The organism is Clostridium boliviensis, from assembly GCF_033342255.1.
Classification (GTDB): Bacteria; Bacillota; Clostridia; order Lachnospirales; family Lachnospiraceae; genus Lacrimispora; species Lacrimispora boliviensis.
Window position 1 is genome coordinate 1 of the sequence record NZ_JAWONS010000032.1, and the last position, 562, is coordinate 562.

The following is a 562-nucleotide window of genomic DNA, read 5'->3' on the forward strand; positions in this document are numbered from 1 at the left end:
GACGAAAACGCCTTCCGGGTGGCGGCGGTCATCTATCCGGAGATCCCTGAAGGAGGTAAGCCGGAATGAGCACTCGAAAAAAAAACGCCCCTCCCGGGGGCAAAAAGGGGAAAACCGCCCGGTCGTGATCTGGCATCCCGCTCCCGGCAAAACATCCGCCCCGGCGGGGGCGCCGGGAGTGATTCCCTTTCCCGGAGAGCGGCAGGAGGCGACGGTGACGGAATGGGTGATCCCCGCCCGATCGGGACAGGCGCCCGTCAAAATCACCGTCATCTCCTCGGGCTTCGGGATCTCGACGGGCAAACCCCCCCAAAGCCGGTTGATGGCGGCCTGACGGCCATCATCCGAAAAAAGCGAGGCGATATCCATGAACCACACCCCGATCGTCGTCGAACAGACCGGACGCGGCGAACGTTCCTACGACATTTACTCCCGGCTATTGAAGGACCGGATCGTCTTCATCGGCTCCGCCATCGACGACGCCGTAGCCAACGCCGTCGTCGCCCAACTCCTCTTCCTGGCCGCCGAGGACAGTCAAAAGGACATCCACCTCTACATCCAT

The 562-nt window shown here is 62.3% G+C and carries 2 protein-coding genes; one reads left to right on the top strand and one right to left on the bottom strand.

What is annotated here, in order from left to right; translation table 11 throughout:
- Positions 1–369: hypothetical protein (locus RZO55_RS02115; RefSeq protein ID WP_318062656.1), on the bottom strand; the 369-nt coding region annotated here is incomplete at its 3' end.
- Here RZO55_RS02115 and RZO55_RS02120 point away from each other — a divergent pair.
- Positions 368–562 (top strand): ATP-dependent Clp protease proteolytic subunit (locus RZO55_RS02120; RefSeq protein WP_318062657.1); only part of this gene is annotated, 195 nt, incomplete at its 3' end. The genes RZO55_RS02115 and RZO55_RS02120 overlap by 2 nt on opposite strands.